Source organism: Cellvibrio sp. OA-2007 (assembly GCF_000953825.1).
In the GTDB taxonomy this organism is placed as follows: Bacteria; Pseudomonadota; Gammaproteobacteria; order Pseudomonadales; family Cellvibrionaceae; genus Cellvibrio.
Window position 1 is genome coordinate 51,479 of the sequence record NZ_BBUL01000080.1, and the last position, 26,021, is coordinate 77,499.

The window sequence follows — 26,021 nt, forward strand, 5'->3', positions numbered from 1 at the left end:
GTCATCATTTTATGATGACCCTTTTTAACATTTAATGAGGAAATTACCGCTAGCGCGATAATCTGGGTTCTACCCAAACACTCCAATCACTGTTAGTGCTACCCATATCAAGAAACTCCAATGTCAGCTGGTCAACATTCGACACATTGATGGATGGTAATTTCTGTAGGCCATCGCGTGCATCGAATGCGGTAGATCGATACAATTCAATGCCATCTCCTATAATGCGAGCGGCTACCAATCCCCACTGGCTATCGTCTTTAATGAACGCACTGGTATCGAAGGTTTTCCATTTTTTATTGAGTTGATAAGTGATTTTGGATGGTGCATGTGCGTAAATGCTTTTGTCGTTACAGGTATTTTCGATTTTCACAATATTGGTATCTAACTCTCCCCAACCTACGCTGACACTTTTGCGTGTCGCTTCCCAAAGAAATAGTTCAGATTTTGTAGTTGGCATGTCAGAGGGATCCTTGAAATTGAACGTTAAACTCCTACGTTGAAACATGGATTCTATCTGCTGGCGTTCTGAGTAGGTATGCAGCAGCTCCCAGCCATCCAAACCGGTATAGGATTTTAATTCCCGCCACCAAGCGCGATACTGATCATAATCACTTCCCCAGTTAGTTGGCCAGCTTCTACCTTCAATTTCAGTTTTGTAGGGCGACCACCGGTCATGCATTATTTGTTTAAAAGAGGCCCATTTTTGATCGGCGGGCAATAATTTTTGGAATTCAAATAATTTTGGCACTAGTGCGCCAGGATCTGAAAAGCACCCACGAAAACGGTTTCGTTCGTTTTCCATCCACTGGTCAACTGTGACAAAATTTGAGTCTGCAGTACGTAATAAATTGCGCTTATCCATTGCATAGGCTTGTAGCAACACAGGTAAATGTGCATCAAAACTGGAGCCGGGGAAATCGAAACTGTGCTCCAGCTCATGCACCATTACTCCGCCGACGATATTATGTGACGCCCACACACTCTTTAAAAAATCAGTGGTCAATAAATCAGGTGTTTTTAAAATCATACCGTTATAGTTGGTGCCCATCGCAAACACACTCCAATTGCGCGGCATAAAAATATTTTCTTTTTGGCATTCTGCGTAGGCGTACTTCCCTGAAAGCTCGCGCATGTCAGCAGCAGCTTGTGCAACACGCGAAAAATATTGATGAGTTGCTGCATAACCACCTGTGCGTTCTACAACCTCGTTGTAAATATTTGCGCTCAGATTGGGGAATTCAAACTGTGTAACTGTGTGGTCATTGAGCTCTATCAAACGTAAATTGTCGATTTGGAATTTACCTGTGTATTCACCCATGTGCGCATGGATATCGACAATACCGTGAAATGGAACAATAAAATCTACCGCTACCTCGCGCCATTGCGTTGGGTCGCGTGGATCAATTCCCTGCTCAGAAGCATCGCCATGCACACCAACTCGTAGTCGTGCCAATTTCCAGGATCTACTATCCCCCATTCCCGATGTCATAGGCAGGTTATTGGGTGGATTTAGCAGTCGAACACGCGCGCGAACTTCATAAGCTTTGTAAGGAATAAGATGAATATTGGTAAACCACTCAGCAAAGCGCGCGCTGCTGCTGGTTTCAATTTGCAACACTAAGCCTTGAGCACTGCCATCATCTACGGTGGTCAGCGTGAGTTGAGCGTTGCCATCCGATTTTTTTAACCAGTGGTTGGTTGCACCCGAATTATCTTCGCTAACAAATCTGTCGCGCGGAACAAATGAAATTTGCTTGCGTGCGATTAAATTGCCCGATGTAGCGGTCACTTCCAGGGTATGGCGTGCATAACTGTTGGCAGCAACACCTATATTTGCACTTTGGTAAAAACGATAACTGTTTTCGCTGGGGTTATTTACCTGCGCAAGTTGTTCGCGTACTTGATCAAGATTATTCCATGACCCATTAATGGTTTCCCGCTGTAACCTACCAGATGCTGTTAGCTCGTCGGGCTTCGAATATACCGTATCGGGAATTTCTTCCCAGCTACTGCTACCTGGCTGTTGCCAGAGTAAACTGTAATGGCCTTGCGAGTTGGATTTTATATAAAAAAACTCAATGGGATAAGCTTGCCCTGCTTGCAATTCAATCCATTCACTTTGTTGTTGTGGAACGTTGAAATATCCGGCTTTATCCACTTTGTTATTTGAATGCGTGAGTTTTTCATTCACCCCGTTTTTATTTAAATAGAATTCGTGACTGGTATCGGCGGCAACCAAGAAACGGTATAAACCGCTGCGCGGGGGATAAATTTTTCCGCTCAATCGTGAGCCAAAAAATGATGGATGGCATTCCGCGCTGATAGTGGAAGAATCCCAGATAAACCCGAACGCATCTCGACGTTGATAATTACCGTCTTCAATTAGGCGCCACTGATACTTCCAATCGGACCCTTCACTCATGCTTGCCCACAAATAAACGGGTTCATTGATAAAAGCATGTTGTACCGCACCGGTAATGGTCAATGTTCCATTAAAACTGCTCATTGCTAAGGAGCTTACTACAGCGGACGAAGAGCTACTGTGCGAAGAGCTGGATATATTGCTCGATGAGGACTCGACAGTGGAAGATTTAGCTGCACTGACGGAGTCTTCGTTGGAGGATGAACGCGAACTGGGCTCGAATGAATGTGTTGATGATGAAAAATCAGAGCTTGTAGCTAATGATAAGGAACTGGCGGCATTGGACGCATCTGTACTAGACAGGGCCGTACTGGATATCGTATTGCTAAGTGGGGAAGAAGATGGGCTGTGACTGGGGGATGTAGTTGAACCACCTCCTCCACATGCGGTAAGTCCAAGTAAAATACTGGTACACATTAAAGCTTTTGTTGAGAAAATAAGTTTTTTGCTGCTGATAAATAAATTTTCCATGTCGCTTCCTAAGTGACGCAAGTGGTCCATTGGTAAAAGTTATGATTTAAATTCTCTAAGCGATTTTAATTGACAAATTTAGTGGCCAGCTTTCCAAGTTCCCCACTAATTCATCGCCCCGCTGTACTGGCCCGACACCAGCCGGTGTCCCAGTAAAAATCAAATCGCCCGCTTCCAATTTAATATAGCGCGATACTTCGGCGATTAAATCGGGAATCGCCCACACCATATCGCGCCAGTTGCCGCGCTGTACTTCGGTGCCGTTGCAGGTTAATACCAAATCGCCGAATTGTTGCAAATCATCAAGCGTGCCGCGTTGAATGGCGGTGCAGGGGGCGGAGCCGTCAAAGCCTTTGGCTAGCTCCCAAGGGCGACCTGCTTTTTTCGCTTCTTTTTGAATGTCGCGACAGGTCATATCCAAACCGACAGCATAACCGCATACATATTCAGCGGCCTGTGTGGCGGGAATTTGCGTGCCGGATTTGCCAATTGCAATTACCAATTCGATTTCATATTCAACCTGTTGCGAAAAATGCGGGTAAATAAAATCGTCGCCATTTTGCGCCAATGCACTTTGCGGTTTAAAAAAGAAAAACGGCGGCTCACGTTCAGGGTCGTGACCCATTTCGCGCGCGTGTTCAGCGTAGTTGCGGCCAATACAAATAATTTTGTTAACTGAAAAGCGATCACCCGTGTTAACAATAGGCAGTGAATGATTCATGGGCACTCCGGAATAATTTATTGGTTCTCTTGTATATAAGTATCTTTAAGTTTGACGTAATTATTGGCTGAGTAGAGAAAAAAGCTGCGCTCGGAATCTTTGAGCGGGCGGATTTGTTTTACCGGCGTGCCCATATACATAAAACCCGATTCAAGCCGCTTGCCCGGTGGCACCAGCGAACCTGCACCAATTACTACTTCATCTTCCACTATGGCGCCATCGAGAATAGTAGAGCCAATTCCCACCAAAACCCGGTTGCCAATGGTGCAGCCGTGTAAACACACCGAGTGACCCACAGTTACATCGTCGCCAATTATGAGCGGGTGGCCGGCGGGGTTGTAATCGCTGGCGTGGGTGATGTGCAGTACCGAGCCATCTTGCACGCTGGTGCGCGCACCTATGCGAATGCGGTGCATATCGCCGCGAATGACTACACAGGGCCAGACGGACGCGTCATCACCCAAGACTACATCGCCAATTACCACCGCTGATTCATCGACAAACACCCGCGCGCCTAATTGTGGGCAGTGGCCTTGGTAATTTCGAATTGCGCCCATAGATATACTCCTCAAATCCCAACTGAATTGTGGGTGTATGATACGCCAAACCCCGCCTGATTTTCGCCACACGGAGCCACCGCATGAGCAACCCGCTGTTAGCCAACCACACTTTGCCGCCTTTTTCTGCCATCACCGCCGCACAGGTAACCCCTGCGATTAGCGAACTGATCGAGCAGGGGCGCGCGCAACTTGCACACATACTCGCCGACTTACCCAACCCAAGTTGGGAAACACTTGTTGTGCCCCTAGAAGCGCAGGGCGATAAATTAGACCAAGCTTGGGCGCCGGTGAGCCATTTAAATTCCGTCGCTAATAACGATGAGATGCGCAAAGCCTATACCGAAAGTGTTGCGCTGCTAACTGATTATTCAACCGAGTTCAGCCAAAACGAAGCGCTCTACAAAGCCTACCAACAGCTGGCCGACAGCAATGAATTTACGCAGTTAACACAAGCGCAACAGCAGACAATTAACAATGCGCTGCGCGATTTTCGGTTAGGCGGTGTTGCGTTAAATGCAGAAGACAAACAACGGTTTGGCGCTATCCAAAAACGTTTGTCCGAACTCTCCACCCAATTCTCCAACAATGTATTGGATGCAACCCAAGCCTGGTACAAACAATTTGATAGTGCTGAAGCATTGGCTGGCTTGCCCGAATCGGCGCTAGCGCAAGCTGCACAAGCCGCCGCGCAAAAAGAGTTATCCGGTTATGTGATTACCCTCGATTTCCCGTCCTACTACGCGGTCATCATGTATGCCGACAATCGCGCTCTGCGCGAAGAAATTTACACCGCCTATGTCACCCGTGCCTCGGCGTTGGGTAAAAAAGCCGACGGTAGTTCAGCAGCAGAATTTGATAACAGCGCGCTGATTGCCGAGACATTGGCGCTGCGCCATGAGCTGGCGCAACTGTTAGGTTTTGCCAATTACGCGGAGCGCTCGCTGGCGAGCAAGATGGCGGAATCAACCGAGCAAGTGCTGCAGTTTTTAACCGAGCTTGCACAAAAATCCAAACCCTACGCTGAGCGCGATTACGCCGAGCTGCGTGAGTTTGCCGCGCGCAATGGCTGCGCCGATCTACAAGCTTGGGATTCAACCTACTACAGCGAAAAATTGCGTGTAGAAAAATATTCCGTTTCGCAAGAAGAGTTGCGCCCTTATTTTCCGGCAGAAAAAGTCATCGCCGGTATGTTTGAAGTAGTGCAGCGGTTGTTTGGCATTCAGGTAAAACAAATCGCCGAGTTTGATACTTATCACCCCGACGTGCGTTTTTATCACATCGAAAAAAATGGTGCGCAGTTGGCGAGTTTTTATCTGGATTTGTTTGCGCGCGATAAAAAGAAGGGCGGCGCCTGGATGGCTGACTGCCGCGTGCGCCGTAAAACTGAAACTGGTGTGCAATTGCCCGTGGCCTTTTTAACCTGCAATTTCACCCCGCCAGTAGGCACTACACCTTCGCTGCTCACGCACGATGAGGTCACCACTCTGTTCCACGAATTTGGTCATGGCTTGCACCATATGCTCACGCAAATTGATGTGGCAGCAGTGAGCGGCATTAATGGCGTAGCTTGGGATGCAGTGGAATTGCCCAGTCAATTTATGGAAAACTGGTGCTGGGAGCCAGAGGCGATTCCATTAATTTCCGGCCACTACCAAACTGGTGAGCCGTTACCGCAACATTTGTTAGATAAAATGCTCGCCGCAAAAAATTTCCAATCTGGCCTGCAAATGATTCGTCAGATTGAATTTTCGCTATTCGATTTCCGCCTGCATGCCGAATACAATCCAACTGCGCCGCAAACCGCTCAGGAAGTATTGAATCAAGTGCGCGACCAGGTTGCAGTCATCAAACCACCGGCCTTCAATCGTTTTGAAAATAGTTTCAGTCATATTTTTGCCGGTGGTTACGCGGCGGGTTATTACAGCTACAAATGGGCAGAAGTATTATCGGCCGATGCCTATTCGCGTTTTGAAGAAGAAGGTATTTTTAACGCGCAAACTGGCGAACGTTTTTTAACTGAAATTTTGCAGCAGGGCGGTAGTCGGGCGCCTATGGAGTTATTTAAAAATTTCCGTGGCCGCGAACCCAATATCGACGCATTATTGCGTCATTCCGGCATTGCGCTTAGCGATGCATCAGGGGAGGTTGCCTAATGGCTTACAGCACCACACGCCGTTTTGTCGCGGGCGCAGTCTGCCCGCGCTGTTCAGAAATGGACAAACTCGTTGTATACAATGAAGAAGGAAAAGACTACCGCGAATGCGTCGCCTGCGGTTACAAAGAGGAAATGCACTTTAAACCGGTCGCACGGGAGTTAGAGACCCGCGTTAATCAGACCGAAGAAGACAAAAAAGACGCGGTTCAGGTTATCAATATCCTGCCTTTTTCAAAACCTGAATCCTAATCAATTACCTCCTGAGGTTATCAACCTGGCGGTGTTACTCTCATCGCCAGGTTCAAAAAATTGCTAATAATTCAGTTTTTATCAATAAAAAATTATTTTCGTTTGTTTCTCAATATCTACCCCTGCCCTGCCAAATCCAAGCTGTCGCAAAAAGCAGCCAATTTCACTAATTAAATTCACTTTTAAAGTGCTACTAGAATAAGGCTTTATGCGCCAATGTGTGGCGTGTCGTAACAGTAGTTAACTTTTTATGAGCCAATGTGAGTCAATATGTTGTAGTCAATATGAACATATGATACTTGTATCCAACCATGCTGGTACTCCCTCTTAGGTGTACCCATAAATACAACACGGCAATGGTAATAACAGAGACGAGCTACGGCGCTCGGTGTGACTAGATCATCTTGCTAAAAGATGAGTCAGGATGAATTGCTTCCATAGGTGCGATCAATCCTGATGTGTAGTACCGATAAAAATCCAGACCATAATTAATCCAATAGGAGAGCTCCATGAACACAAGAGCACATTTCAAAAAGAAACTCATAGCAACAGTCATTGCATCCTCTGCTGTAACCGGGATGAGCGGCTACGCAGTAGCCCAAGATCAAGGTGTTGAAGAAGTAGTTGTAACAGGTATTCGCGCCTCAATGGAGCGCGCGATGGATGTTAAGCGTGAGTCGGCGGGTGTGGTTGACTCAATCAATTCAGAGGATATGGGTAAGTTCCCCGATACTAACCTTGCTGAATCGTTGCAACGCATTACTGGCGTGTCTATCAGCCGTCAAAATGGCGAAGGTTCTGAAGTCACCGTGCGTGGTTTTGGTTCTGGCAATAACATGGTGACCTTGAACGGCCGCACTATGCCAACTGGTACTACTTATGCGGGTGGTTCGGGAGCAGATGGTACTACCCGGGCTGGTGGTAGCCGTGCGTTTAACTTCTCTAATCTGGCTTCTGATGGTATTTCAGCGGTAGAAGTGTACAAGACCGGCAAGGCAAATATTGCAACTGGTGGTATTGGTGCAACTATTAACGTTAAAACAAACCGTCCGTTGGATACCGCAGGCTTCAAAGCGACTGTCGGCGCAAAAGCGTTGGCGGATACCACCAATGAAGTGGGTAGCGATATCACTCCAGAATTGTCCGGCTTAGTTAGCTGGGCTAACGATTCAGAAACGTTTGGTGCATCGCTCTCTGTAAGCTCTCAAGAGCGTGATTCTGGTTCTGCTGGCGTAACTGTTAACAACTGGAACATTGGAGTTTGGGGCACTAACAAACTTTATGACACAGCGCCCAATTCTGTATTTAAAAACGCCCCGGAAGTGGGTCAGCTTTATGCGCGCCCTAATGATTTCCGTTACGGTTTCTCTGATTTCGAACGTGATCGTTTGAATGGCCAGTTAACATTGCAATTCCGTCCGGTAGAAAATATTACTGTTACCGGTGACTACACCTATGCTGATAACGACATTACTGAAAGCCGCGCTGAAGTAACTAACTGGATCCAAAATGGTTCTAATATTGCCGAAGTAGTATTTGATGATTCTGAAATTGCCACACCTTTGAGCATCAGAGAAGCTTATAACGGCACAGTAGATGTGGGTTATGAGCAGCAATTTCGTATGCAGAGCAATACCTTGGAGTCATTCGGCTTGAATGTCGATTTCCAAGTTAGCGACGAATTTAAACTGACTTTGGATGCGCACGATTCATCTATGGAAAGTTTGCCAACCGGTCCGGATGGTTCAGGTGAGATTGCTATTGGTTTGGGTTCTCCTACTGTACGCGGTAAAACGTTGGATTTCTCAAAAAGCATTCCAACCTACAGCTATACCACCAGTGTGGCTGGCAATAACATCACCGAAGCTAACGTAGGTTCATCGATCTTGCGCGTACGCGGTGCCGGCTCTGTGAACGATATTACACAGCTCAAACTCGATGGTTCTTACGAAGTTGATGGTGCACGTTTTGATTTCGGTGTGGAATCACGTGAAATGGAAATGTCGGCTTATCAAACTGCCGGTGTTAACCAAACCTTGGGTAACTGGGGTGTTGCTAATCCGGGTGAATTCGCTGGGAAGGGTTTGTTGACCCAGGTAAACGCTGCTAGCTTGTTTGATGACTTTGATATTGGCAATAGCCCTACTATTGCCTTTAAAGGTAATGCGGCTGATTTAACCCGCGAAGCGAACAAACTCTATCCTGGTACCTGCCTGTGTGTTGCCGATGCCAACTCATCTGATGATGTGATTACTGAAGAGACCCAAGCGATTTACATTCAGGGTGGTTTAGATGTTGAAGTTGCTAACCTTCCGGTCAGCGTTTTAGCGGGTCTGCGTTATGAGACCACGGATGTTACTTCAGCGAGTGTTGTAACCCCAGTTTCATATCTTCTGTGGGAAAATAACAACGACTTTTCCACCGTGTTTGGCAATACCACTATCTCTGCCAGTGAATCGGCAAGTTACGATAACCTGTTGCCAAGTCTGGATATAAAAGTAAGTTTGACTGATGATTTGGTTGCTCGTGCATCTTTCGGTAAAACCATCGCGCGTGCTGGCTTTGGTGACATGCGTTACTCACCAAGCGGCTTCGGTACTACAGGCTCCAGCTTCAATGGTTATCAAGCAACTGCCTCTTCTGGTAACCCCGGCTTGTTGCCATTGGAATCAGATAACGTGGATTTCTCAGTTGAATATTACTACGCAGATTCCAGCTATGTATCTGCGGGTGTTTTTGAGAAGCGCGTAAGTAACTTCATTGGCCAAGGCCAGGAAGAAAAAACGTTCTACGGTATAAAAGATCAAACATCAGCTAGCAGTTCACGCGTCCAAACTGCTGCCAGTGCTTTGCGTAGTTTGAATATGCAAACCGACGACACTAACCTCTATGCGATGATGGTGTTGCAGGCGCATCCTGAAGCGTTGAACATGAAAAACGCGCAAGGCAATTTGATTTTCCCGAACGGCAAGTTTGAAGCTACCAGCGAACAATTATTGTTGCTCGGTGAAACAAATGGTTGGGATATAGCACCGGATGGTAGCGAGCCAGAAATGGTGTTCTTGACCAGTACTCCGGTAAATGACAAAGAAGCAAAACTTTACGGTGCAGAATTTGCCGTACAGCATTTCTTCGGCGAAACCGGCTTTGGCGTGTTGGCTAACTATACCTTGGTGCGTGGCGATGTAGGCTTTGACAACAATGGCTTGCCTACTGAAACGCAATTTGCTCTGACTGGTTTGAGTGACACTGCTAACTTGGTATTGATGTACGAGAACTACGGTGTTTCAGCACGTTTGGCATACAACTGGCGCGACGAGTTCTTGACCGAAACCAACCAGGGTGGTTCGCGTAACCCACGTTATGTTGAGGCATACTCGCAAATCGACTTGAGTGTAAGCTATGAACTCACCGAGAATTTGTCGCTCTCTGCTGAAGCAATTAACTTAACTGGTGAAGACAACCGTGAGCATAACCGTAACTCCCGAATGATCCGTTTTGCGGATGATCTGGGTGCTCGTTATGCTCTGGGTGCTCGCTACAAGTTCTAACTCGGAATTGATTCTGATCATATAGAACGAAAAAGCCGCTGGTTTCAGCGGCTTTTTTTTATCGGTTTGAATTACTATGCACTCTATTACCGATGAGTTTATCTAGTAGGCGACACTTAATGACTAATTATGTAATGTTGAACAATGTCGAGCATTTCGACATAAAAGTAATGGATCAGGTATTTACTGCTGTGGCAGACAACAAAACCGCTGTGCTGACTTTTCCGACAGAGTTTTCTAATATCCAGAGAGAATATCCCATTTTGCTCTCCAAAGATCCGGCAAGTGGTCAATATCAAGCGGTGGCCCTGCTTGGAATTCAGAAGGATGAAAATCTTTTTCTGCAAAAAAATCCTGCTGCGGATAATTTTTTCTGGAGTGGTGGCTATGTTCCAGCAATTCTAGCTAAAGGACCGTTTATTACTGGATTGCGCGAGCAAATGGATGGTAGTGCTGAGGCAATGGTTTACATAGATCTAAATAGCCCCAAATTAAATAATCAACAGGGTAAAGCGCTGTTTTTACCTCAAGGTGGTAATAGTCCCTATCTGGATTATGTCACTAAACTGTTGAATATTATTCAGCAAGGTAAAATTGTTGGTGATGCTATGTTTGCCCAGTTTGCTGCACTGGAATTAATTGAACCACTTACAATTAATATTGATCTAGTCAACGGCGATAAACATCAGCTGCGCGGTTACTACACCATCAGTGAAGAAAAATTAATGAACCTGACCGGCGATAAACTTGAGCTGCTTAATAAGTCAGGTTATTTGCAGGGCGCTTATCTTATGCTAGCGTCACTTACCAACATTGAAAAATTGATTCGCATGAAAAACGCACGCATGTAGTGTGTTTTTGTGCGATAAAAGAAATTAGTTATGGCAAATATCAGCAAACACATCAAGGTCATTGAGGGTTGTACGCCGGGCTCTATTCCAGTAGAAATAGGCTCATCCGCTGAACCCTTAGTATTAAAAGGTTTGGTCAAAGACTGGGATATCACAAAAGCTGCTGTTTCATCGCCAGAGACTGCAGTGAATTATTTAAAATCCTATTACAACGGGAATTTATCGTTAATTAATAAGGGGCACTCTGGTATTGAGGGGCGCTATTTTTATAATCAGGAATTAAACGGCTTAAATTACGACACCGTTAAAATGCGGATCGATGAAGCACTTGATTTAATTCTTGCTAGCACTCGCCTGCCGGAAAAACCTTCCTATTATATTTCTTCAAATACTATTGATACTCACTTCCCAGGGTTGCGCGCCACTAACGATATTCAATTGCCGCGTGCCGATAGAGGTTATCCTGTTTATCCGCCCGATGTAAAAATCTGGATTGGCACGCGCTCTATCGCAACCTGCCACTATGACGCACTGGAAAATATTGCCTGTGTTGTTGCTGGAAAGCGGCGTTTTACTTTGTTTCCTCCTAGTCAATTTGAAAATTTGTACTTTGGCCCGCTGAGTCCTACGCCCGGCGGCCAAGCTATCAGCATGGTCGATTTTCGTGATCCGGACTACGAACAGTTTCCGCGTTTTAAAATCGCAGAAGCCAATGGTTTGATGGCAGAGTTAGAGGCCGGTGATGCCATTTTTATGCCCAGTATGTGGATGCATCATGTAGAGGGGCTGAGTGATTTTAATATTTTGGTGAATTACTGGTGGGACGATGCGCCTGTGTATACCGGCTCGGGTATGACAGTATTGCAGCATGCGCTACTGGGTTTGCGCGATAAGCCAGCGCACGAAAAAATGGCTTGGAAGCATCTATTTGACTACTACATTTTTGGAGATGCTGAGCGTGCAGCGGAACATCTCCCTGAACATGCTCGGGGTGTACTCGGGCCACTAGACGAGATTAAGGCGCGGCAACTGCGCAGTATCATCATCAATAAACTGAATCGCTAATCACTCTCGTTACATGCTGTTTAGGTTCGCAATAGTAAATATAAATCGAACATCGCTTGCGATACTGCGCGTGAATAGCGAATATTCTCTCACCACTACTGGTTTGATCACCGGTCACAAATACACAATAAAAGAGCAAAACGGGGTTTCCTGTGCAGTTATCACCTGTAAAAAAATTAGTCATCGCCGGTGGCGGCACCGCTGGCTGGATGGCGGCGGCAGCTATTTCCAGAAAATTCGGCGAGTTGCTGGATATAACGCTTATAGAATCTGACGACATTGGCACTGTTGGGGTGGGTGAAGCGACGATTCCTCCAATCCGCGTATTTCATAAATTGCTAGGTATTGATGAACAGGAGTTTATGCGTGCGACTCTGGCTACCTTTAAAGTGGGTATCTCGTTTGAGAATTGGGGGCAGCAGGGCGATAGATATATCCACTCCTTTGGTAAAACCGGCAAAGAAACCTGGCTTGGAGACTTTCATCATTTTTGGCTGCGCAGTCGCGAGTTGGGAATGGACTTTGAGTTTGGCGATTTCTGTTTGGAAGTGCAGGCATCGCTCACTAATAAATTTTATACCGGCCCCAATGCTGATATTAATTACGCCTATCATCTGGATGCCACTCGTTACGCAAAATTTTTGCGTGAGCTCTACGAAAAAAATGGCGGTAAGCGTGTAGAAGGAAAAATTGTTGAAGTAAAACAAGATCACGACACTGGTTTTATTACCGGCTTGACTCTCGCATCCGGAGAAACAATTGATGGTGATTTTTTTATCGACTGCTCCGGCTTTCGCGGTTTGTTAATTGAACAAACACTGCGTACCGGTTATGAAGATTGGACGCATTGGCTGCCCTGCGATTCTGCGCTCGCAGTGCAAACTGAATCGGTGCGCCCCGCAGTGCCCTACACTCGCTCTGTTGCACATCACGCAGGGTGGCGTTGGCAAATTCCCTTGCAACACAGAGTTGGCAATGGGTTAGTTTATTGCAACGGTTTTATGAACGATGACGAAGCGCGCACCACTCTCTTGCAAAGTGTAGAAGGCAACACTGTCACTGAACCGCGTCCGATTAAATTCCGCGCTGGGCGCAGACATAAAAGTTGGAATAAAAATTGTGTGGCATTGGGCTTGGCAAGCGGATTTATTGAGCCACTGGAATCAACCAGTATTCATTTATTTATTATGGCGATTACACGCCTGATGCGCCTCTTTCCCTTTCGCGGAGTCGAGCCTGCACTGGTCAATGAATATAACCGCGAGACACACGCTGAAATTGAACCTATCCGCGATTTTGTGATTTTGCATTACAAAGCAACAGAGCGGGATGACAGCGCTTTTTGGCGCTACTGTAAAAATATGGAAGTGCCGGAAACCTTGGCGCATCGCATTGAGTTATTCAAAAAAACCGGCCACGCATATCAGGCGCCGGGTGAACTATTCCGTATCGATTCCTGGACTCAAGTGATGCTTGGCCAGCGCATTATGCCTGAGCAATATCATCACATTGCTCACCTGATGAGTGAAAACGAGCTGCGACAATTTTTCACTAAAATGAAAACCGTTATTCGCAGTGAAGCAGAGAAGTTACCCCTGCATGATGACTTTGTGCAACAGTATTGCAAAGCGTCTGTGTAGGTTTGTTAATGCAATAAAAAATCCCCGCCAGCTTTTTGAACTGGCGGGGATTTTTACGAGGTAAATTATTTTGATCCTCTAGGGCGCCTGTTCCAAACCACAATCGGCGGTGTTGTTACCCAATTTTTATATGACGGCGATACGCTGGTGGCGGAATACAACAACAACGTTCTTACCCGTCGCTATGTGCATGGCGACCAAGTTGATGAACCCTGGGTTGAATACGGCAGCAGTAGCATTGGGGTTGGTAACCGCATCTATTTACATGCAGATCATCAAGGTAGCATCATCGCCAGAACCGATGGTAATGGCGGCTACCTGGGTAAACTGACATACGACAGCTTCGGAATTCCAGCCACAACAAACGAAGGTCGCTTTGGTTATACGGGGCAAATCTGGTTTAAAGAGTTAGGATTCTTCCACTACAAAGCGCGCATGTACTCTCCGAAGCTCGGAAGATTTTTACAAACCGATCCGATTTTCTACGCAGACCAAATGAACATGTATGCGTATGTGGGAAATGATCCGGTTAATAATTTAGACCCGACAGGGATGAACACGGAAATTCTTGAAGAGGTTTTTGTGGTTGCCCCAAAACCTGCTTCATGTGGATGTGAGTCCTTAACTGGTCAAGCTGCTCAAAACTTTGTTCGCGCTATGGTAGAGCAGCAACAGCGTAATATGGTGATGGCTGCCACTGCTCTCTACATTGCATCATCAATGCTTAATGAGAATCAAAGCGATGATGCTAATGGAAGAACTGAAAATCCAGCAAAAGCAGACAGTCCTATCTGGAAAAACTTGAAACCATCCAAAAATGGTAGAAAAGTAAATGGTGAAACGGGAAAAGATAAGGAAGTTTATGAATGGGATCATACACACAATGATATTGAAGTTTACGACGGAAAAGGAAACCACAAAGGTTCAAAGGATCCTTCCACTGGAGAGATGTATAAGCCTCCAGTTAAGGGCAGAAAAATTGATGTTTAATGCGAGCGTTAAAATGATAAGTAATCACTGTTGCGAAAAAATGCGTTCTAATTTGGGTACTGATATTGCAATAAAATATATTCCAAAATTTAGAGAGTATGGAGTGCTTATACTTGATGGTGGCAGTTCCTTTCAAGAAATAGATTTCTGCCCGTGGTGCGGTTCAAAACTGCCAGATAGCTTACGGGACGAATGGTTTGAAATTGTATTTGATAAGATGGGGCTTGATAGTTCTGATGATCCTGGTGTGCCAGAGAATATGAAAAGTGATCTTTGGTGGATTCAGGGAAATATTGATTGATCCATGCAGTTAGCAAATAGCTCATGTGGCGTCTAACTAAACACGGGATTAAATTAAGAACAGAAAAACACTCTAACCCCCGATCAGTTTACTGGTCGGGGGTTTTGTTTTTTAGCAATTGTTTTTTCTCTTAGCTGCTAAGCCCACCAATCATCTGCTTGGTCTGGTACTTCACAATCATGCCTTCCAGCAAGGCTTTCACAATCTTGCGTTCCTCTTCCGGCATACGGGAAACAGCTTCAAACTGCAAACGCAAATCATCGCTGGAGTCGCGTTCGCCTTCACCAAAGGTTGCAGTATTCTTATGTGTAAATAGCAGGTGACTTTTCAGTCGTTCGGATGTATTTTGTATGTACAAGTGTCAATACAGGAGTTGTGATGCGCATAGATTGGGACAAAAGGAAAAACGAACTCAATATTGCCAAGCATGGGATCGATTTTGCGGATGTGGCTGATATCTTCAATCATCCCATGCTCACGCTGCGAGACGACCGGTTGGATTATGGCGAAGAGCGCTGGCTTGGTGTTGGCTGGATACACAGTTTGATAGGTGTGGTGGTCTATACCGAGCGCTCGGGTGATGTGATACGTATTATTTCAGCGAGAAAGGCAACCAAAAATGAGGTGCGGATGTATGAGCAAAGTATCCAAAACTGATTGGAAGCGTGTGGTGAAAATGGCTGATGACGAGATAGATACATCTGACATTCCTGAACTGGACGAACACTTTTTTAAAAATGCAAAATTGGTTGTACCGCTTAAACAACCAGTCACCCTGCGATTGGATGCGGATGTATTGGAGTGGTTTAAATCACAAGGACAAGGCTACCAAACGCGAATTAATAATCTGTTGCGCCGCTACATGGAAAGCCAGCAGTCACAGCGGTAATTTTTTAAGGCTAATAAAAAGCCCCGCCAGTGAAAACTTGCGGGGCTTTTTAGTTTAACGCGACAACTATTTTGTTACGGACAAGCTACCTCTTTGCCCGCACCTTTCACCACACTCACTTTGGCAAAAGTAACATCCAAAGTACCGCTGGTGATTAGCGAGAAAGGTTGCAGGATTTGTGTCCAGTACTCTTCTGGTGGTTGATTTACACCAAAATTCGCGCCTGAGTTTGGATAGCATTTAAAGGGCACGGTTACTGTTTGCCAGCCTTGACCAACGAAGCTTTTCAGTTTTTCACTCAAGTCGATATCCGATGCGCAGTAAGAGCCGCAACCCAAACGCAGGTAGGTGACGGCACTTGGCGCCGCATCGACTTTGATGTCAAATACCAGTGCCGAATCGCTGCTGTAGTAATTGATAAAATCCTGACGGTTCGCGACTGACATGGCAACTTGTCCGCTACCTGAACCATTCCATTGCACACGGCGTGCATCTTCTTGCACTTCGCGGTCAACCGCTTGGATCTCTAACGAAGAGGCTTTAACCGTTTTGCTGTTCATCGGCACTATATCGTTTTGGTAACCGATAATTTCCAATTGCCATGGATCGATTGGGCGGCGGTTGAAAATTTCCAATACGTCTAATGCTTCAGCGGCTTTTAACCCGTCTTCCGGCAAATTGTCGGCGAGTGTATCTTTATCGGCGTAACTTAAACCGAAGCCATAGGCAAAGAGTGGGTCGTAATTTTTGTCGCCGCGATTCAGTGGCGTTTGGTCAGGGTGTTTCGGCCAAGAGAAACTCAAGCGGCCTTTCATATCGTAATTAATTTCACCCGACGCATTTTTGAAAATCACGTCGGCTACACCACCACCTTCAGTGCCCGGTTGCCAGATCGCAACAAACGCATCGGAAGCATTTAATTCACGGTTAACCCAAAGTGGGCGACCAGTGATAAACAAAGACACCACCGGAATATTTTGCGCGCGCAATTTTTTCAGCAATTCCAAATCGCTTGGGTTGCGAGGTTTGTAGGCGAGCATGCCGACATCGCCTTGCATTTCCGCGTAGGGATCTTCACCAAAGACAACTATCGCGACATCGGGCTTTTCGGTGAATGAACCATCAACGCTGAGTGTCGCTTTACCACCGGCTGCGCTTACTACTTCATTGATACCTGCATAAATGGAGGTTCCGCCGGGGAAATCGGAATTTACATTGCCGGTGCCCTGCCAAGTGACTGACCAGCCGCCTGCTTGTTTGCCAATATTGTCAGCGCCATCGCCTGCCACCAGAACTTTTTGGTTGCGCGCCAGCGGCAGTAAATTGTTTTTGTTTTTCAGCAATACCAGCGATTCACGCACGGCCTGGCGTGCGACTGCGCGATGCTCCGGTGCGCCCAACAATTCTTTTTTGCCTGCGAGTGGGCGAGTCGAGGGTGCGCCTTTTTCAAATAATCCCGCGCGAATTTTTACGCGCAAAATTCTGCGCACCGCATCGTCCAAACGCTCAGCAGTAACTTCACCGGATTTAGCCTGCGCTAACAAGTTGTTGTACAAATCTTTCCAGTTGGATTCGGGCACCATGTAAATGTCCAAACCGGCCATGAGCGATTCAGGGCAATCCACCGCAGTGCAACCGGGAATAAAGCTGTGACCGCTCCAATCCCCAACAACTAAACCATCAAAACCCATTTGGCCTTTAAGCACATCGGTAAGTAAATATTTGTGGCCGTGCATGCGGGTGCCGTCCCAGCTGGTGAAAGAGGCCATGACCGCCTGCACACCGGATTCCAAAGCGCTGAAATAACCGGCGCCGTGGATATCGCGCAGATGTTGTTCATCGCCTTGGGTTGGGCCGCGATCGACACCATTGAGCGTGCCGCCATCGCCAATAAAATGCTTGGCAGTGGCGATCACATGATCGTTGGATAAAAAGGCTTCTGAACCACCCTTACCTTGCAGGCCTTCTACCATCTCTCCGGCGAAAGCACCGACGATTTGTGGGTCTTCTGACCAGCTTTCATAAGCGCGGCCCCAGCGGTCATCGCGCGCAACCGCAACGGTGGGGGAGAAATCCCAATCCAGACCGGTAACCGCAATTTCAACGGCAGTGACTCGGCCGATTTCTTTCAGGAGCTCTGGGTTATTGGTTGCGCCCAGCGCGATGTTATGGGGAAAAAGAGTGGCGCCAACCACATTGCCCAAACCGTGTACTGCGTCTGTGCCCCACATAATCGGGATACCAGTGCGGCCATTGGATTTGTCTACCGAGGCGTTATAAAAACTGTCCGCCATGGCTATCCAATCTTGCAGTGGTGCGTATTTATTACCGCCGGGGGTGCTGCCACCGCCATTTAATACTGAACCAACGTGATATTGCTTAACATCTTCCGGGGTTAGATCTTTTATCTCTGGTTGGATCAGCTGGCCGATTTTTTCTTCCAGTGTCATTTGCGTCATGATTGTATCGATCCGCGCTTCAACCGCCGGATCTTTTTTGACTGCACTGTTAATGGCAGGCCATGCCACTTGGGTGGCGCTGCTGGTTGCGGCGGGTGAGGCAGTGGCGGCTGGTGGCGCTTCAGTTTTTTGCGCGTCACACCCCGCAAGCAGTGAGAGTAAAACGGCGCCGGACACCAGCGACCGAAGCTGTGTTTTATTGTTCATAGTGGATGACCTGTTATTTAAACAAAGAGATGGCAATTCAATCATTTGCATCAATTAACGCAATGCCTCATCAGGAGGCGCAAGATGGTAATCAATATTGATTATATGCAGTAGTCAAAACGATGCCTGCGTAAACATGCGCTTATAAAAGGTAGCAGTTAGCCAGCCTCCTGCGAACAAACTTTACCTTTTATGATGCTAATCCTCTGTTTTAGGCTGTGAAAATCGCCAAAAAACCGAATAACCAAGAGGTTTTTTTATCCATAAAAGAAGTGTGCATTTTTTAAAATGCATATCTGCACTTGCTCATATGCGAAAAGATTGCAATGAACTTCTTGTGTAATAGATCACAAATTCTGGTTCATCTTCTACACTAAAAAAGCCCGTTCTCTCTCAGGTTGTTTTTCAGGATTTTTTATCAAACGGCTCGACAAAATCATGCTGTTGTAGTTTTGGAGGGGTTATGTTGTTCAAAAAAAAAGAACTCACACGCTTAGGTGACATCCTCGTCAGTAAAGGACTCATCACTCAGGTACAGCTTGAACACGCTATTAAAGAGCAGTCGCGCCGCAAGCGATTACTCGACCCATCCGACCCCACCGCTGTGGTTACTCCCATTGGTGAAATCTTAATTGAACTGGGTTTCATTGATGAGCTGCAATTAAAGCGCGGCTTGAATTGGCAGCAGCGCTTGCGCAATGCTTCTATTGCTATGGCGCTTTGCGCTCCGTTTATGATTTTTAGCCCCAGTGCGGCAGCGAACGTTGTCCGCCCAGCGCCTATTACGGTGGAAGCCGAAAATTATTCGGCTATGAGTGGTGTTTGGAACGAGCCAACCCAAGATGTTGGTGGTGGACAAAACACTGGCAACATCAATACGGGTGATTGGATGACTTATAACAACATCCAAATACCGGTAACCGGCACGTATAAAATTATTTATCGGGTTGCGAGCCTTAGCGCCGGCGGGACCTTCCAGATTAAATCTGGAACGGGCGCGGTGATCGATACTGTATCCGTACCTGTCACTGGTGGCTGGCAAAAATGGGTAGACGTTGAACGCACGGTTAGTTTGTCAGCAGGCAGTAATAACCTGACCTTGTTAGCTACAGCAGGTGGATTTAACGTCAACTGGTTCAGAATTGAAAATTTGAGTGTTGCTGCTTCATCATCAAGCGCAGCTTCTAGTATTACCTCTAGTGCAGCTTCGTATCCCGCCATTGTTGTGGAAGCGGAAAATTACTCAACGATGAGTGGTGTTTGGAACGAGCCGACACAAGATGTCGGCGGTGGGCAAAATACTGGCAACATCAATACCGGTGATTGGATGACCTATAACGGTATTGTGATGCCAGTGTCTGGTACTTATAAAATTACTTATCGTGTCGCGAGCCTTAGTTCAGGTGGAACTTTTCAGCTTAAATCTGGAACTGGTGCGGTGATCGATACTGTATCCGTACCTGTAACTGGTGGCTGGCAAAAATGGGTAGACGTTGAACGCACAGTTACTTTGCCTGCCGGTAGTAATAACTTGACTTTGTTGGCTACCGCCGGTGGATTTAATGTCAACTGGTTTAAAATCGAAAACCTTAGCACGACTGTTTCATCGTCCAGTGCCTCTTCCGTTGTGTCTTCCGTTTCATCCTCTGCTGCAAGCAGTGCGGCGAATTCGCTCGCGCCGGGTGCCGTGGTAATTCAGGCAGAAAATTATGCAACCATGAGTGGTGTTTGGAATGAGCCGACGACGGATGTAGGTGGCGGTCAGAACACTGGCAATATCAACACTGGCGATTGGATGAATTACTCCAATACCAAAGTTAAATTACCTTATACCGGAAAATACAAAATTACTTACCGCGTTGCGAGTTTAAATGGCGGCGGGAGTTTGGCACTGAATGAAGTGGGCACTAATGCCACACACCATACGGTCAGTGTGCCCAAAACCGGAGGCTGGCAAAATTGGGTGGATGTGTCGGCAATAGTTGATATGACGGAAGGCGACCACTATTTCATCATTTTTGGTAAGGTCGGTGGCTTTAACGTTAACTGGTTTAAGATTGAGCCTATGGGCACACCTATGCCGCTCACCATTCAAGCTGAGAATTATTCGGCGATGAGTGGTGTTTGGAATGAACCAACACAGGATGTAGGTGGCGGTCAGAACACCGGCAATATCAACACTGGTGATTGGATGGACTACAAAAATGTTGAAGTGCTTATTCCTGCAACGGCCAATTATAAAATTACTTATCGTGTTGCCAGCTTGAGTGCAGGAGGAAGTTTCACTTTGCATGAGGCGGGCGGCTCAGCGGTTTTTGATACGGTGCCTGTTCCTGTAACCGGCGGTTGGCAAAAATGGACCAGTGTTGAACGCATAGTGACCTTGCCTGCTGGAAAGCATTATTTTGGTGTTAAAGCTCTATTGGGCGGGTTTAATGTAAATTGGATTAAATTCGAACCGGTTGATCAGGCGAATAACCCTGTTGTTGTGCCGCCTGCTACCAGTAGTTCATCAAGTTCATCTTCCTCTGCGGCACTCAGCTCTTCCAGTTCATCAAAACCTGCGGTGAGTTCATCGAGTTGGTCGTCGTCATCATCCGCATCCAACACTCAACATGTTGCTGGTTCTGTCGGCATTAGCTGGACGGCGCCCAACAAGCGAGAAAATGGCGATTATCTTGATGTGACTGATTTAGGTGGTTATGAAATTCGCTATAAAAAAACAAGTGACGCTAAATTCACTTACATCAGCATTAATGACGCATGGACTAACAGTTACAACTTTCCCTGGTTGGAAGGAGACTATATTTTTCAAATTGCAGCATTCGATAAAAACGGCGTTTACAGCCCGTTTGTCGATATTTTGCGGCAGTAAACAAATAGGCTGAAACAAAAACGGCAGACTTAATCGTCTGCCGTTTTTTTTGAATTAGAGTTTTAGTGTGCAGTGGCGATTAGTGTTTTACTGCCGCAGCCTGCCGTTTTTCCGCTTTATCCATCTCATCCAAAATGGCGATATACAGGGCATCGGCACTGGCGGCATAACCTTCCGGGCTCATGTGAACCAAATCCGGGCGCATAAAGGGTGTTTTTTGTTTGAGCCAAAATTGTGCGCCGCAATTGCCGCCCATCATTGTGCTCCAATCCCAATAGAGGGTGCGCTCTTGGCGGGCGATGCGCCGCTGGCTGTTTTGTACTTTGATTAAACTTGGCGGCAGTGGCACACGGCAGCCGCCGTTAATGTGGGGCGGGCGGGATTTGGCCGAGCTCGGCGCGCCGATTAACAGGATCGCCGCTTCTGGCGCGGCACCGCGCAGTGAGCGAATCGCTTGGCGCAGTTCGGCTTCGTAGGTTTCGGGCAGCAAATCCGGGCCAAAAGCTTCGTTGGTGCCGTAGGCGAGGATAATCAATTGCGGGTTGCGCCAAAGCAGTTGGCTGCGCAGCGTGGATGGATCCCAGCGGTTGATGACATTGGCGACTGAGCCGTTGTTGCCCAGTGCATCCAGCGTAATGCCCGGCGCCATGCGGTCGAGAATAACTCCGCCCAACTTGCCGCCAGAGGGTGCAAGCAGTTTCAGCCCGCTTATTGTGTTGGCGTCCAACTCTTGGGTGCTCAAGCGCCAAGGCGCTTTGGCATCGCCTTGGCCGGGCAATTTATGCAGTTTGCCGCCGGGCAGAGCGAGGCTCCAGGGCGTTTGGCCAGAGTGCTGCCAAATGCTCAGACGCCATGGGCCAGCAGCTGGTGCCTCTTTAATTTTGACCTCCAAAATGGAGTTGCCCGCCGAGGTGTTGATAAACCCACCGACCGGAAAGACGCCGGAGTGTTTGCGCTGTTTGGCATCGCTTAGTTTCCAGTTGCCGATATTGCGCAACAAGGCTTGCTGGGAGCGCTGGTTGCTGATGTAACCCGGCGTTAGCCAGCCGATACCGGCATTGCCGAATTGGTTCTGCAGGCGCAGACGCAGTTGACCGCTGAAGTAATCGCCCGCGGTGTGGGAATCGCCCAATTGCATGATTCGAATCGGTTCCTGCCGTTGGTTGTTGTCCAGCGCGCGCAGGTTTTGCCAGAGTGCAGGTGCTTTGCGGTCACCGTAATCCAGCAGGGGCGTGGTTTTATTGGTCGCCAGCGCCGGAATTGCGCTGCTGAATACCAGCAGCCACAGGCCGAGAATTGCATACTTCATCGTTGCGTGATCTTGTTATCGGTTGCTGTATCAGCAGTGTTAGTAGGGGTCTTGCCTGTGTTTGCCGCACCAAATTGGGTGAGTGTCAGGTTCGCCAGCAGGCGATGGCCTTGGGTGGTGAAATGCACGCCATCGTCGGTGCGCACCATAACACTGCCGCGGTCGGGCAGTTCGAGAAATTTGGTAAAACTGCTGCCATCGCTGGTGAGGGTTGGGTCGGTGGCAACAAAACGGGCAAATAGCGGCATTTTGGCCGCTTCTTCGGCGTAGATCGCATTGAGTTTGGGCGCTTTGCCGAGCAGATCTTCGCGCCCTAGCGGCGGTACACCAAGCCAGATCAAGCGCGCGCGATGAGTCGCTGCGGTGTTGATAATGCGCGCTACCCGCTCGCGATAAACCGCCGCCCAAGGCTCGGAGCCAAAGCGAATATAGCGCCCGTGAATGGTCATATCCCAAGGGTCATTGGCGCCGAGAAACACAATCACCACGGAGTAATCTTCCAGCTCAAACGCATCTTCCACGGTTGCAGGCCAATCGAAAAACGCCGGATAGGTCAGGCCGGTGCTGTGTTTGCTCAAATCCATGGTTTCGACTTTGTACTTGCGTTTGAGGTTAGTCATCAAGTGCGGCGCCAAGCCCTGCATCAATGAATCGCCCACCAGCAGAATGCGGTCATTGGCCGTGAGTGTGATTGGCCCCTGCGCGGCGGCGATGGCTTCGGGGGTTGCCTCCGGTAGTGGCTCAAGGGGGGTTGGTTCTAATGAATCAGGTTGAAGGGAATCTGGCTCATCCCGATGCTCGGGTGCGGGCGTATCGGCTGCGCTGTTAGTCGTCACACTAGCGGTCATCGCCGCAGCAGGTGTTGCGTACACCGCCGGGCTCTCATTAACCGCAGGTTTTACCTCCGTCTGTTGCGCGATGGGTTTTGGCTCGGGGCAGGCTTGGGTGATGATTTCCTGTTTCGGGCAAACTGGCGCGGCCACCACCGGCAATACCGGCGCGGGGATTGCCTTATCGCCAACCAATAACAGCTGGCCAGCGAGCAGCATACGGCTCTCGCTCTGCGCCATAACCCCAGCCCAATAATCGCTGGTATTCTGCCACTGCCGTTTCCACTCCCGAATTAAGGGGGTATCGGGCAAGTAGCTGCTGGTTTTGGGCAGGCTGCCAAATTCCAGCAATATATGGTGGGTTTGCTGCCAATATTGCAGCAACGCGCTGCCCTTCACCGCTACCAGCAACAGGCTGGCGAAGGTGATGCCGAGTAAAGCTTTAAGGTGTTGCGATTCCGTATCCTGTACTGCACTCATAACGTCTTAATCCTGGCAACGTTAAAAACCAAAATAGATAAAACCCGGCATACCCGCCGGTGCCAATTCCATAATCAACAAAGCGATCGCGACTAGGGTTAAACCCTGACCCCACCAAGGCAAAAGGCGCAAGGCGGCGGCCGATTTTTCCATCATAGGTTCAGCGCGGCGCGCGAGCATAAAGAACACTACCATAGCGGCCAGTAAACCAATCCAGTTCAGGCTGGGTAAACTATCCCAACGACTAAAACCGGCGGTATAAGTTGTCACCGCGCGCCAGTCCTCCGCGCGAAATAACAGCCAGCCGAAACACACAAAGGCAAAGGTCAGCCATTGGGTGATGGCATCGGGTAGCTTTAATGATGTGATTTTTTGCCAGCTATTTTGCGCGATCAACCCCAGCCCATGCCACAAACCCCAGACCACAAAGGTGGCGCTGGCACCGTGCCAAAAGCCCGAGAGCACCATGGCGATCAATAAATTCACTTGCGTGCGCGCCCAACTCGCGCGGTTGCCGCCGAGGCTGATGTACACATAATCGCGAATCCAGCGCGATAGGGTGATATGCCAGCGCCGCCAAAAATCGCTCAAGCTAGTGGCGAGATAAGGCTGGCGGAAATTCACCGGCAAACTAAAACCGAGCAACAGCGCGAGTGCCGTGACCACATCGGTATAGCCGGAAAAATCAAAAAACAATTGCCATGCATAAGCCATCAACCCGCAGGCCAACTCCAGCGCGTGGTAGCTCTCCGGGTCGGCAAATACCGGGTTCACCCACTCCTCCGCCAGCCAAGCGGAGAGCCAGACTTTTTTAATCAGCGCGGAGATAATCAATAAAATCGCCAGTTCCGGGGCGGCGACTTTGCGTTCGTCCGGTGCTTGGATTTGCACAAGCAATTCACTTGGTCGACAAATCGGCCCCGCCAATAAGGTCGGGAAAAACGAAAGGTGCAACAAACCATCCAACAATTTCGCCGGTTTACATTCACCGCGTCCCACGCTGATCAAATAGGCCAAGCCTTGAAAGGTGTAAAACGAAATCCCCACCGGCAGCACAAACTCCAGCACCGGCAAGCTCGCCCCATTAAACAGCGGCGACAAGAGCGCCAACGCTTCTTCGCGGAAAAAGTTGTAGTACTTGAATATGCCGAGGTTAGCGAGTGCTAATACCACCCCAAGAATCATCGGCCAGCGCCGCCGCACACCATTGTGCCCATGCACTGCCTGCGCCAGCGCTAAAATCACCAGCGAAAAATTCAGCAGCAACAGCGCAAAACGCCAATCAAAACTGCAGTAAAAAAGGTAACTCGCCACCAACAGCAACAAGTTCTGCGCCCCAACCCCACGCGCCGAACCCAACCACCAGTAAAGCCATAAAAAACCAACAAAAACGAGTCCGAATTCCGGTGAGAGGTAATGCATCTACAACATCCATATAAACGTTAAACGGGAATACAGCTAAACAGGCAATCATCATAGCCAAACTGGCGCCTAAAATCTGTGAGAGGGATGACGGGCGGGAAAATATTTCGAGGGTAGCCCGTATGGAGACTAACGGAATACGGGGGCTAATTAAAAATTGTATCGAAAGAATTTGTTATTCAAGATCACTCGCGGTTCATGTTGTGATGTTTTTTTATCTGGCACCTAATAAACGCAGCTCCACTTCTTCTTGCGTATAGGTGCGGCCTTCATCAATGTCGCGCAGCCCCTCTTCGAGCTTTTGACGCACATAAAGTGCATAGATGGCATCGTCAAAAGTGGCTTGTTCAGGTAAGTGATTAACGGTGTCGCACACAATTTGTTTAACGGTTTGCATGGATGTATCCTCACTGATTCGTTGCTTTGAGCGTATTGATTAGATATTACCTTAAGATGAGGTGGATATCTGCCAAGCTTTGAATTTTTGCCACAAGTGGATTGATGATGGGTAAAATGTGTTGCGGTTCGTTCCTCACCAGCAACCTACAAAAAATACAAAGCAAATACAAAA

At 47.8% G+C, this 26,021-nt stretch carries 21 protein-coding genes; 12 read left to right on the forward strand and 9 right to left on the reverse strand.

Annotation, left to right across the window (positions count from 1 at the left end):
* Positions 1-49 precede the first annotated feature (49 nt).
* Positions 50-2,509 carry an NPCBM/NEW2 domain-containing protein gene (locus AWU77_RS05585; RefSeq protein ID WP_193747502.1) on the reverse strand — a complete coding sequence of 820 codons (2,460 nt, stop codon included), beginning with the start codon at positions 2,507-2,509 and terminating at the stop codon, positions 50-52.
* Here AWU77_RS05585 and AWU77_RS20460 point away from each other — a divergent pair.
* On the forward strand, positions 2,481-2,777 hold the full coding sequence (locus AWU77_RS20460) for a hypothetical protein (protein ID WP_062060166.1): 297 nt from the start codon (positions 2,481-2,483) through the stop codon (positions 2,775-2,777). The two genes, AWU77_RS05585 and AWU77_RS20460, sit on opposite strands and share 29 nt — an antisense overlap.
* A gap of 174 nt (positions 2,778-2,951) precedes the next feature.
* On the opposite strand, the gene AWU77_RS05595 is transcribed toward AWU77_RS20460, so the two are convergent.
* Positions 2,952-3,617 (reverse strand): fumarylacetoacetate hydrolase family protein, encoded by a 666-nt coding sequence (locus tag AWU77_RS05595; protein WP_062060168.1) that lies wholly within the window; start codon positions 3,615-3,617, stop codon positions 2,952-2,954.
* Between the two features lie 17 nt (positions 3,618-3,634).
* On the reverse strand, positions 3,635-4,174 hold the full coding sequence (locus AWU77_RS05600; protein WP_062060170.1) for a gamma carbonic anhydrase family protein: 540 nt from the start codon (positions 4,172-4,174) through the stop codon (positions 3,635-3,637).
* 83 nt (positions 4,175-4,257) lie between these two features.
* Here AWU77_RS05600 and prlC point away from each other — a divergent pair, with 83 nt between their 5' ends.
* The 8 genes from prlC (at position 4,258) to AWU77_RS05640 (ending at position 14,979) form a co-directional block, all read left to right on the forward strand.
* Positions 4,258-6,330: an oligopeptidase A gene (gene prlC, locus AWU77_RS05605; RefSeq protein WP_062060172.1), complete on the forward strand. Its 2,073-nt coding sequence runs from the start codon at positions 4,258-4,260 to the stop codon at positions 6,328-6,330.
* Entirely contained in the window at positions 6,330-6,581 is a 252-nt protein-coding gene (locus tag AWU77_RS05610) for a YheV family putative zinc ribbon protein (RefSeq protein WP_062060174.1), read from the forward strand. The genes prlC and AWU77_RS05610 overlap by 1 nt, the downstream gene beginning before the upstream one ends.
* Positions 6,582-7,090: 509 nt before the next feature.
* On the forward strand, positions 7,091-10,132 hold the full coding sequence (locus AWU77_RS05615; protein WP_062060176.1) for a TonB-dependent receptor: 3,042 nt from the start codon (positions 7,091-7,093) through the stop codon (positions 10,130-10,132).
* Positions 10,133-10,251: 119 nt separating this feature from the next.
* Positions 10,252-10,983 (forward strand): SapC family protein, encoded by a 732-nt coding sequence (locus AWU77_RS05620; protein WP_062060178.1) that lies wholly within the window; start codon positions 10,252-10,254, stop codon positions 10,981-10,983.
* 30 nt (positions 10,984-11,013) lie between these two features.
* Entirely contained in the window at positions 11,014-12,048 is a 1,035-nt protein-coding gene (locus AWU77_RS05625) for a cupin-like domain-containing protein (protein WP_062060180.1), read from the forward strand.
* A 152-nt stretch (positions 12,049-12,200) separates the two neighbouring features.
* Positions 12,201-13,688, forward strand: a complete 1,488-nt coding sequence (locus AWU77_RS05630) for a tryptophan halogenase family protein (RefSeq protein ID WP_084618114.1) — start codon at positions 12,201-12,203, stop codon at positions 13,686-13,688.
* Between the two features lie 147 nt (positions 13,689-13,835).
* On the forward strand, positions 13,836-14,678 hold the full coding sequence (locus tag AWU77_RS05635; protein ID WP_062060182.1) for an RHS repeat-associated core domain-containing protein: 843 nt from the start codon (positions 13,836-13,838) through the stop codon (positions 14,676-14,678).
* Entirely contained in the window at positions 14,671-14,979 is a 309-nt protein-coding gene (locus tag AWU77_RS05640; protein WP_202966627.1) for a DUF6980 family protein, read from the forward strand. Before AWU77_RS05635 ends, AWU77_RS05640 begins: the two co-directional genes overlap by 8 nt.
* A 130-nt stretch (positions 14,980-15,109) precedes the next feature.
* Here AWU77_RS05640 and AWU77_RS05645 read toward each other — a convergent pair whose 3' ends face one another.
* A complete protein-coding gene (locus AWU77_RS05645) occupies positions 15,110-15,337 on the reverse strand; it encodes a hypothetical protein (RefSeq protein ID WP_062060187.1) in 228 nt (75 codons plus the stop codon).
* Positions 15,338-15,357: 20 nt separating this feature from the next.
* On the opposite strand from AWU77_RS05645, the gene AWU77_RS05650 reads away from it, so the two are divergent.
* Positions 15,358-15,636, forward strand: a complete 279-nt coding sequence (locus AWU77_RS05650) for a BrnT family toxin (protein WP_062060189.1) — start codon at positions 15,358-15,360, stop codon at positions 15,634-15,636.
* Positions 15,614-15,868 carry a BrnA antitoxin family protein gene (locus tag AWU77_RS05655; protein WP_062060191.1) on the forward strand — a complete coding sequence of 85 codons (255 nt, stop codon included), beginning with the start codon at positions 15,614-15,616 and terminating at the stop codon, positions 15,866-15,868. Before AWU77_RS05650 ends, AWU77_RS05655 begins: the two co-directional genes overlap by 23 nt.
* 74 nt (positions 15,869-15,942) lie before the next feature.
* Here AWU77_RS05655 and AWU77_RS05660 read toward each other — a convergent pair whose 3' ends face one another.
* Positions 15,943-18,534, reverse strand: coding sequence for an exo 1,3/1,4-beta-D-glucan glucohydrolase (locus tag AWU77_RS05660; protein ID WP_062060194.1), 2,592 nt, complete (start codon positions 18,532-18,534; stop codon positions 15,943-15,945).
* A gap of 463 nt (positions 18,535-18,997) precedes the next feature.
* Between AWU77_RS05660 and AWU77_RS05665 the strand changes: the two genes are divergently transcribed.
* Positions 18,998-21,409, forward strand: a complete 2,412-nt coding sequence (locus tag AWU77_RS05665; RefSeq protein WP_062060197.1) for a carbohydrate-binding protein — start codon at positions 18,998-19,000, stop codon at positions 21,407-21,409.
* A gap of 79 nt (positions 21,410-21,488) precedes the next feature.
* Here the strand turns inward: AWU77_RS05665 and AWU77_RS05670 are convergent, their stop codons facing one another.
* The 4 genes from AWU77_RS05670 to AWU77_RS05685 all read right to left on the reverse strand — a co-directional run bounded on the left by AWU77_RS05670 (position 21,489) and on the right by AWU77_RS05685 (position 25,847).
* Positions 21,489-22,718, reverse strand: coding sequence for a GDSL-type esterase/lipase family protein (locus tag AWU77_RS05670; protein WP_062060199.1), 1,230 nt, complete (start codon positions 22,716-22,718; stop codon positions 21,489-21,491).
* A complete protein-coding gene (locus tag AWU77_RS05675) occupies positions 22,715-24,028 on the reverse strand; it encodes a GDSL-type esterase/lipase family protein (protein ID WP_062060201.1) in 1,314 nt (437 codons plus the stop codon). Before AWU77_RS05675 ends, AWU77_RS05670 begins: the two co-directional genes overlap by 4 nt.
* A gap of 21 nt (positions 24,029-24,049) precedes the next feature.
* Positions 24,050-25,450: an MBOAT family protein gene (locus tag AWU77_RS05680; protein WP_062060204.1), complete on the reverse strand. Its 1,401-nt coding sequence runs from the start codon at positions 25,448-25,450 to the stop codon at positions 24,050-24,052.
* 214 nt (positions 25,451-25,664) lie between these two features.
* Positions 25,665-25,847, reverse strand: coding sequence for a hypothetical protein (locus AWU77_RS05685; protein ID WP_062060206.1), 183 nt, complete (start codon positions 25,845-25,847; stop codon positions 25,665-25,667).
* Positions 25,848-26,021 lie beyond the last annotated feature (174 nt).

Excerpts from the sequence above, each read along its gene's own strand:
- AWU77_RS05650 (WP_062060189.1), top strand. The coding sequence starts at position 15,358 with ATGCGCATAGATTGGGACAAAAGGAAAAACGAACTCAATATTGCCAAG.
- AWU77_RS05600 (WP_062060170.1), bottom strand. The coding sequence starts at position 4,174 with ATGGGCGCAATTCGAAATTACCAAGGCCACTGCCCACAATTAGGCGCG.
- AWU77_RS05610 (WP_062060174.1), top strand. The coding sequence starts at position 6,330 with ATGGCTTACAGCACCACACGCCGTTTTGTCGCGGGCGCAGTCTGCCCG.
- AWU77_RS05620 (WP_062060178.1), top strand. The coding sequence starts at position 10,252 with ATGACTAATTATGTAATGTTGAACAATGTCGAGCATTTCGACATAAAA.
- AWU77_RS05595 (WP_062060168.1), bottom strand. The coding sequence starts at position 3,617 with ATGAATCATTCACTGCCTATTGTTAACACGGGTGATCGCTTTTCAGTT.
- AWU77_RS05640 (WP_202966627.1), top strand. The coding sequence starts at position 14,671 with ATGTTTAATGCGAGCGTTAAAATGATAAGTAATCACTGTTGCGAAAAA.
- AWU77_RS05615 (WP_062060176.1), top strand. The coding sequence starts at position 7,091 with ATGAACACAAGAGCACATTTCAAAAAGAAACTCATAGCAACAGTCATT.
- AWU77_RS05675 (WP_062060201.1), bottom strand. The coding sequence starts at position 24,028 with ATGAGTGCAGTACAGGATACGGAATCGCAACACCTTAAAGCTTTACTC.
- AWU77_RS20460 (WP_062060166.1), top strand. The coding sequence starts at position 2,481 with ATGGTCAATGTTCCATTAAAACTGCTCATTGCTAAGGAGCTTACTACA.
- prlC (WP_062060172.1), top strand. The coding sequence starts at position 4,258 with ATGAGCAACCCGCTGTTAGCCAACCACACTTTGCCGCCTTTTTCTGCC.
- AWU77_RS05625 (WP_062060180.1), top strand. The coding sequence starts at position 11,014 with ATGGCAAATATCAGCAAACACATCAAGGTCATTGAGGGTTGTACGCCG.
- AWU77_RS05680 (WP_062060204.1), bottom strand. The coding sequence starts at position 25,450 with ATGCATTACCTCTCACCGGAATTCGGACTCGTTTTTGTTGGTTTTTTA.
- AWU77_RS05660 (WP_062060194.1), bottom strand. The coding sequence starts at position 18,534 with ATGAACAATAAAACACAGCTTCGGTCGCTGGTGTCCGGCGCCGTTTTA.
- AWU77_RS05685 (WP_062060206.1), bottom strand. The coding sequence starts at position 25,847 with ATGCAAACCGTTAAACAAATTGTGTGCGACACCGTTAATCACTTACCT.
- AWU77_RS05585 (WP_193747502.1), bottom strand. The coding sequence starts at position 2,509 with ATGAGCAGTTTTAATGGAACATTGACCATTACCGGTGCGGTACAACAT.
- AWU77_RS05670 (WP_062060199.1), bottom strand. The coding sequence starts at position 22,718 with ATGAAGTATGCAATTCTCGGCCTGTGGCTGCTGGTATTCAGCAGCGCA.
- AWU77_RS05655 (WP_062060191.1), top strand. The coding sequence starts at position 15,614 with ATGAGCAAAGTATCCAAAACTGATTGGAAGCGTGTGGTGAAAATGGCT.
- AWU77_RS05665 (WP_062060197.1), top strand. The coding sequence starts at position 18,998 with ATGTTGTTCAAAAAAAAAGAACTCACACGCTTAGGTGACATCCTCGTC.